Raw genomic sequence first — 7,000 nt, forward strand, 5'->3', positions numbered from 1 at the left:
CTTCACGAAAGGCCTTTCCATGCGTGACGTCGTCATCTGCGAGCCCCTCCGGACGCCGGTCGGGCGGTTCGGCGGAGTGTTCAAGGACATCACTCCCCAGAGCCTCGCCGCCACCGTCATCACGGCGCTCGTCGAACGCACCGGCATCGACGGCAGCCAGATCGACGACGTCATCCTCGGTCAGGCGTCCCCGGGCGGAGAGGCCCCGGCCCTCGGCCGGATCGCCGCCCTCGACGCCGGACTCGGCATCGACGTCCCCGGCATGCAGGTGGATCGCCGCTGCGGATCCGGTCTGCAGGCCGTCATCACCGCCGTGCTGCAGGTGGCGTCCGGCGGCAACGACCTCGTGCTCGCCGGCGGCGCCGAATCCATGAGCCAGGCCGAGTTCTACACCAACCCCAACATCCGCTGGGGCGTCAAGGGCGAAGGGGTGCAACTCGCCGACCGGCTCGCCCGCGCCCGCGTCACCGCCGGCGGCGCGAACTTCCCCGTGCCCGGCGGCATGATCGAGACCGCCGAAAACCTGCGCGCCGAGTTCGACATCAGCCGTGAAGACCAGGACGCGCTCGCCGTGCAGTCGCACCAGCGGGCCGTCGCCGCGCAGGAATCGGGGCGCTTCGCCGAGGAGATCGTCGGAGTGACGGTGCCGCAACGCAAGTCGGACCCGCTCGTCGTCGACAAGGACGAGCACCCGCGCGCCGACACCACGGTGGAGTCGCTGTCCAAGCTCCGCGCCATCCGCTCCAAGATCGACTCCGCCTCCACCGTCACCGCCGGCAACGCCAGCGGACAGAACGACGGCGCCGCCGTGTGCATCGTGACGACCGCCGAGAAGGCGAAGGAACTGGGACTGAAGCCCCTCGCCCGGATGGCGTCCTGGGCCGTGGCCGGGGTCCCGCCGCGCACCATGGGCATCGGCCCGGTGCCCGCCACGGAGAAGGCGCTCGGTCAGCTCGGACTGTCGCTGTCCGACCTGGGTGTCATCGAACTGAACGAGGCCTTCGCCGCGCAGACCCTCGCCGTCCTCCGCAGCTGGGACCTCGACCCCACCGACGAACGCCTCAACCCCAACGGGTCCGGCATCTCGCTCGGGCACCCCGTCGGAGCCACCGGCGGTCGCATCCTCGCCACCCTCCTGCGGGAGATGGACCGTCGCGAATCCCGCTACGGGCTCGAGACGATGTGCATCGGCGGCGGTCAGGGACTGGCCGCGGTGTTCGAGCGGGTCTGATCCAGCGGCTTTCAGCGCACGCACATCGGCGAGCAGGCTCCGGGCCTGCTCGCCGATGTGCGTCCGGGGCCGGTCACAACCGGTGCAACTCCACGTCGCCGAGTTCCCCGTCGCGCACGGTGGCGGTCAGGTACGTGCAGTGCGGCTGACGCCGCCGATCGGTCGGCGATCCCGGGTTCAGCAGTCGCAGACCGGTTTCCGTGGTGGTGTCCCAGGGAATGTGGCTGTGCCCGAAGACCAGGACGTCGGTGTCCGGGTAGGCGGCCGACATCCGTTTCTCCCTGCCCGCGGCGGCCCCGGTCTCGTGCACGACGGTGATGCGCACACCGTCCAGGGTCACGTCGGCTCGCTCCGGCATCAGGGCCCGCAGGTCGTCGCCGTCGTTGTTGCCCCAGCACGCCACGAGTCGCGCCGAGCGTGAGCGCAGCGCCTCGAACGTGGGGACATCGACCCAGTCGCCGGCGTGGATCACCACGTCGGCGCGGTCGACCTCGTCCCACACCCCGGCGGGCAGGTCTCGCGCCCGTTTCGGGACATGAGTGTCGGCGAGCAGCAATAACCTCACCGTGACAGTCTGCGCCGCCGTGTGGCAGACGCGGGCCTTACGCGCCCGCGAGCGCGGCGGCGTCCTCCGCTTCCAACAGCAGACCCATGTACTCACGCATCCGCTGGGCGTCCGGTTCGAGGCCGGTGAAGATCCGGAAGGAGTCGACGGCCTGACCGATGGTCATGCCGATTCCGCTCAGCGTCCGGGCGCCGATTTCACGGGCGCGGCGGAGGAGTTCGGTCTCGGCCGGACGGTAGACGACATCCGCGACCCACAGGTCGGGGCGCAGCAGTGCGGCGTCGAGTGCCATGCCGGGGTGTGCCGCCATGCCGATCGGCGTCGCGTGGATGAGACCCTGGGCCGCACCGACCGCGGCGGGAACGGCGGCGAGGTCGCCTGCCTGGATCTCCCGGTCCGGGAACAGTTCGGCGAGCGAGTCGCGCAGAGCCGTCGAGCGCGTGGCGTCGGCGTCGATGATCGTGAAGTGTCCGACGCCCCGGGTGAGGGCTGCGTAGGCGACGGCCGCTCCGGCCCCGCCCGCCCCGAGTTGCACGACGCGGTTCATCGGCGCGCCTTCGAGGCCCTCGTCCATGTTGCGCGCAAATCCGGACCAGTCGGTGTTGTGGCCGATCAGGCGCCCGCCGTCGATGTGGACCGTGTTGACCGCGCCGAGTTTGCGGGCGTCGTCGGACAGGTCGTCGAGCAGCGGAATGATCGCCTGCTTGCAGGGATGCGTGATGTTGAGCCCGTTGAATCCGAGGAGCTTGGCGGCGTCGAGGAGCCGCGGCAATCCCTCGACACCCATGCCCAGCGTGTCGAGGTCGAGGATCCGGTAGACGTACCCGAGACCCTGCGCGCGACCCTCTGCCTCATGCAGCGGCGGGGTCAGCGATTTCGAGATCCCGGTGCCGATCAGACCGCACAGGTAGGACGGGCGGGCGGTGGGGGCATCGAGGTCACGAGAGGTCATGGGGATCACTTCCGGGAGAGGGCGAGAACTAATTAACTATCTAGTGAGTTATGTCACGGTAGCATACCTCCATACCGCGCGGAAGACAGCACAGGCAGGAGTTCCAGGAATGACACGAAGCGAGACCACGGGCGCCATCCCCGAGAAGCAGGCGGCCAAGCGCACGCGCAATCCCGAGAAGACCCGGGAGAACATCCTGCGGGTGGCGATGACAGAGTTCGCCGACAAGGGCCTGACCGGGGCCCGCATCGACGAGATCGCGGCGAAGACCGCCACCACGAAACGGATGCTCTACTACTACTTCGGCGACAAGGACGGCCTGTACCGGGCGGTCCTGCAGCGCGCCTACGAGGAGATTCGCTACGAGGAGTCCCAACTCGACGTCGACCACCTCGAGCCGGCCGAGGCGATCCGGGCACTCGCCGAGCTGACGTTCGACCATCACGAGGCGCACCCCGATTTCATCCGCCTCGTCGCGATCGAGAACACCAATCGCGGCGTCAACCTCGTCCAGGCCGAGGGCCTCCCCGAGACGCAGGCGCCGGCGATCCGCACGCTCGACCGGATCCTCCAGCGGGGGCAGGACGCGGGCATCTTCCGCACCGACACGACGGCGCTCGACATCCACATGCTCATCAGCTCGTACTGCGTCTTCCGGGTGGCGAATCGGTACACGTTCAAGGCGCTGTTCGACTGGGATCTCACCGGCGCGGAGAACCGCCCCCACCTGCGCGCAATGATCGGCGACGTCGTCCTGGCCTACCTGCAGCAGCCGGGAAAAGTATGAACTAACTATTTCGACCATTATTGACTCGAGGCTGTGACCTGGGTTACCTTGCTTATACGACCTACGAACACCTGCTCGTTCGAGCCGCCAGTGTTCACATTCCTCGCTCCCCAGGAGTATCGATGACCATCGACTACGGCACCGGCGTCTCCGGTCGAAATGGTGACGGCAAAGGCCGCTCCTCCGTCGACCCCAACGCTGATCCCACCAACGCGAAGAAGGCCGCGAAGGCCGCCTTCTTCGGCAGCCTGCTCGAGTACTACGACTTCTACATCTTCGCCTCGGCTGCCGCGCTGGTGTTCCCGCACGTGTTCTTCGAGGGATCGAAGAACCCGCTGCTGCTGTCGCTGGCCACGTTCGGCATCTCCTACGTCGCACGCCCCATCGGTGCCGTGTTCGTCGGACACTTCGGCGACCGGGCCGGGCGCAAGAAGGTGATGATGTTCTGCCTGGTGCTCATGGGCGTCGTCACGTTCCTGATCGGCTGCCTCCCGTCGTCCGAGCAGGCCGGGATGGTCGGCCCGGTGCTGCTGGTGCTCCTGCGCATCTGCCAGGGCGTCTCCGCGGCCGGCGAACAGTCGGGTGCGGGCTCACTCACCCTCGAGCACTCCCCCGCTCACCGTCGCGGCTTCTTCTGCAGCTGGACGCTCACCGGCACCCAGGCCGGCTTCATCGTCGCGAGTCTCGCGTTCATCCCCGTCGCCGCACTGCCCGACGAGACCCTCTACAGCTGGGGCTGGCGCGTCCCGTTCTGGTGCAGCCTGCTCGTCCTCGTCGTCGCCTACATCGTGCGTCGCAAGCTCGAAGAGCCCGAGATCTTCATCGCCAACAAGGAGGCGCTGGACGAGGCGCCCGCCCCGCTGCCCGTCGTCGACCTCTTCCGCACGCACTGGCGCGACGTTCTGCGCGTCGTCTTCTGCGCCTTCATCGCCGTCGTCAGCACCGTGTTCTCCGTGTTCGGCCTCGCATACGCCACCACCCCGGAGATCGGGATGAGCCGCACCACCATGCTGTGGGTCGCGATCGCCGCCAACACGGTGGCCCTCGTCTCGCAGCCGCTGTTCGGCATCCTGTCCGACCGCATCGGCCGCAAGCCTGTGTTCATCGGCGGCGCAATCGGTTCGGCCGCCGGAATCTTCCTGTACTTCGCCGCGATCGGCACCGGCAACGTCACGATGATCTTCCTGGCGGGCATCCTGCTGATGGGTGGCGTCTACGCCGGGACCAACGCCATCTGGCCCGCGTTCTACGCCGAGATGTTCTCCTCACGGGTTCGCTACTCCGGCATGGCGATCGGCACTCAGCTCGGTTTCGCTCTGGCCGGTTTCGCACCGACCATCGCCCAGGCCCTCCGCGGCGGCGACCCCAAGAACTGGGTGCCGGTGGYGATCTTCACCGCCGTCTGCGCACTCATCGCCGCGGCGTCCGCCTCCACCGCCAAGGAGAACTCCCGCACCCCGCTGMTCGACCTCGACAAGGAGGACGTCGCGCTCACGAAGACGAAAGCGAACGCGAAGGTCTGATCCACTCGGAAACGAACGATGCGCCCGGCACGTGTGCCGGGCGCATCGTCGTGTCGGTTCCTAGCGCCGGAGTTCGTGGGTGAGTGCTTCGAGTTCGTCGCCGCCGGCCATCTGCTGGGTGAGTTCTTCGAGGCTGATCTCGTCGAAGGTGCAGTCCAGYTTCTGCCGGCCCCGGTTGAGGAGCACGAAGTGGTCRCCGACCATGTAGGCGTGGTGCGGGTTGTGGGTGATGAACACGACCCCGAAGCCCTGTTCCTTGGCGGCGGAGATGTAGCGCAGCACCATCCCGGACTGYTTGACACCGAGGGCGGCGGTGGGCTCGTCGAGGATCAGGACGCGGGCGCCGAAGAAGATCGCCCGGGCGATCGCCACGCACTGGCGCTGACCGCCGGAGAGCGAGCCGATGGGGGCGTCGACGTCGGGCAGCTCGATGCCCATCTTCGACAACTCGGACATCGTGGTGGCGCGCATACCGTTCGCGTCGAGGGTCTTGAGCGGTCCCTTCCGCAGTTCCTGGCCGAGGAAGAAGTTGCGCCACACCGGCATCAGCGATACCACCGCCAAATCCTGGTACACGGTGGCGATGCCCTTGGACAGGGCCTCCTTCGGGGAGCCGAACGTGAGGGCTTCACCGTCGACGAGCAGCTCACCCTCGCTCTGCTGGTGCAGCCCGGCCATGATCTTGATCAGGGTGGACTTGCCGGCCCCGTTGTCGCCGAGCACACCGGTGACCTCCCCGGCCTTCACGCGCAGGTTGATGTCCTGCAGGGCGATGATGTTGCCGTACTGCTTGCCGACGTGTTTCAGTTCGATCAGCGGGATCTTGTCGCCACCACCGGGTTCGGTATCGACGGGCATCTGTTCGATGGTACTCATRCGGGTCACCTCTTGGCGGCGTAGTTGCGGAAGGCGTTGTTGGCGATGACCGCGAACAGCAGCATCGCGCCGAGGAAGAACTTGAACCAGTCCGGGTTCCAGCCGGCGTAGACGATGCCCTGGTTCGTCATACCGAAGATGAACGCGCCGATCGCGGCGCCGATCGCGGTGCCGTASCCRCCGGTGAGCAGGCAGCCACCGATCACCGCGGCGATGATGTAGAGGAACTCGTTGCCGATGCCCTGCCCGGATTGGACGGTGTTGAACGAGAACAGCAGGTGCATGCCGACGAACCAGGCGGCGAACCCGACGGTCATGAACAACCCGATCTTGACCCTGGTGACCGGGACGCCGATGGCGCGGGCGGAGTCCTGGTTGCCGCCGACGGCGAAGATCCAGTTCCCGATCCGGGTCTTGAACAGCACCCAGGTGGCGATCGCGGTGAACAGCAGCCACCAGAGCACGGTGATSCGSACSGACACCCCGCCGACGACGAACGAGGACGCGAACACCTTCTTCGCCGAGTCGAAMCCGGCCATGTCCGAGACGCTGGGGGTGGCGACCTGCCCGGTGACGAGTTTGGTGACGGCCAGGTTGATGCCGGTGAGCATCAGAAACGAGCTCAGGGTGATCAGGAAGCTGGGGATCTTCGTCTTCATCACCAGGTAGCCGTTGAAGAACCCGACCGCGAGCGAGACCACCAGGGCGAGGGCGGCGCCGGCCCACAGGTTCAGGTGCAGGTTGTAGGYGATCATCGACGCCGCCAGCGAGCTGGTGGTGACCGCGACGCCGGCGGAGAGGTCGAACTCCCCGCCGATCATCAGCAGCGCGACCGCGCAGGCCATGATCCCGATCGTGGAGGAGGCGTAGAGCACCGTGGCCAGCGCCTCGGGGCTGCGGAACGGGGGTGCGACGACCATGAAGAAGACGAAGATCGCGATCGCACCGAACAGGGACCCGATCTCGGGGCGGACCAGCAGCCGTTGCAGGCGTTTTTGTTCCTTCACCCGTTCGTCGTGGACGACCTTGTGACTGGCAAGGTCCAGATCTTGCTGTGTGGACATGA

General features: G+C 67.2%; 7 protein-coding genes. 3 read left to right on the forward strand and 4 right to left on the reverse strand.

Annotated features, from left to right (window positions below; translation table 11 throughout):
- Positions 1-19: 19 nt before the first annotated feature.
- On the forward strand, positions 20-1,231 hold the full coding sequence (locus tag AC1DWT_RS18010; protein ID WP_072946552.1) for an acetyl-CoA C-acetyltransferase: 1,212 nt from the start codon (positions 20-22) through the stop codon (positions 1,229-1,231).
- A gap of 73 nt (positions 1,232-1,304) precedes the next feature.
- Here AC1DWT_RS18010 and AC1DWT_RS18015 read toward each other — a convergent pair whose 3' ends face one another.
- Together AC1DWT_RS18015 and AC1DWT_RS18020 are read right to left on the reverse strand one after the other, a co-directional pair.
- A complete protein-coding gene (locus AC1DWT_RS18015) occupies positions 1,305-1,796 on the reverse strand; it encodes a metallophosphoesterase family protein (protein WP_206012743.1) in 492 nt (163 codons plus the stop codon).
- A 37-nt stretch (positions 1,797-1,833) separates the two neighbouring features.
- Positions 1,834-2,748 carry a shikimate dehydrogenase gene (locus tag AC1DWT_RS18020; RefSeq protein WP_206012744.1) on the reverse strand — a complete coding sequence of 305 codons (915 nt, stop codon included), beginning with the start codon at positions 2,746-2,748 and terminating at the stop codon, positions 1,834-1,836.
- Positions 2,749-2,857: 109 nt separating this feature from the next.
- Here AC1DWT_RS18020 and AC1DWT_RS18025 point away from each other — a divergent pair, with 109 nt between their 5' ends.
- The gene (locus AC1DWT_RS18025) at positions 2,858-3,535 is read left to right on the forward strand and encodes a TetR/AcrR family transcriptional regulator (protein ID WP_072946549.1); all 678 of its coding nucleotides are present in this window, start codon (positions 2,858-2,860) and stop codon (positions 3,533-3,535) included.
- A gap of 122 nt (positions 3,536-3,657) precedes the next feature.
- On the forward strand, positions 3,658-5,058 hold the full coding sequence (locus AC1DWT_RS18030; protein WP_477921600.1) for an MFS transporter: 1,401 nt from the start codon (positions 3,658-3,660) through the stop codon (positions 5,056-5,058).
- A 60-nt stretch (positions 5,059-5,118) separates the two neighbouring features.
- Here AC1DWT_RS18030 and AC1DWT_RS18035 read toward each other — a convergent pair whose 3' ends face one another.
- On the reverse strand, positions 5,119-5,934 hold the full coding sequence (locus AC1DWT_RS18035) for an ATP-binding cassette domain-containing protein (protein ID WP_072951781.1): 816 nt from the start codon (positions 5,932-5,934) through the stop codon (positions 5,119-5,121).
- 5 nt (positions 5,935-5,939) lie between these two features.
- Positions 5,940-6,998 (reverse strand): ABC transporter permease, encoded by a 1,059-nt coding sequence (locus AC1DWT_RS18040; protein WP_477921602.1) that lies wholly within the window; start codon positions 6,996-6,998, stop codon positions 5,940-5,942.
- Positions 6,999-7,000 lie beyond the last annotated feature (2 nt).

Source organism: Rhodococcus sp. P4_B6 (assembly GCF_056402215.1).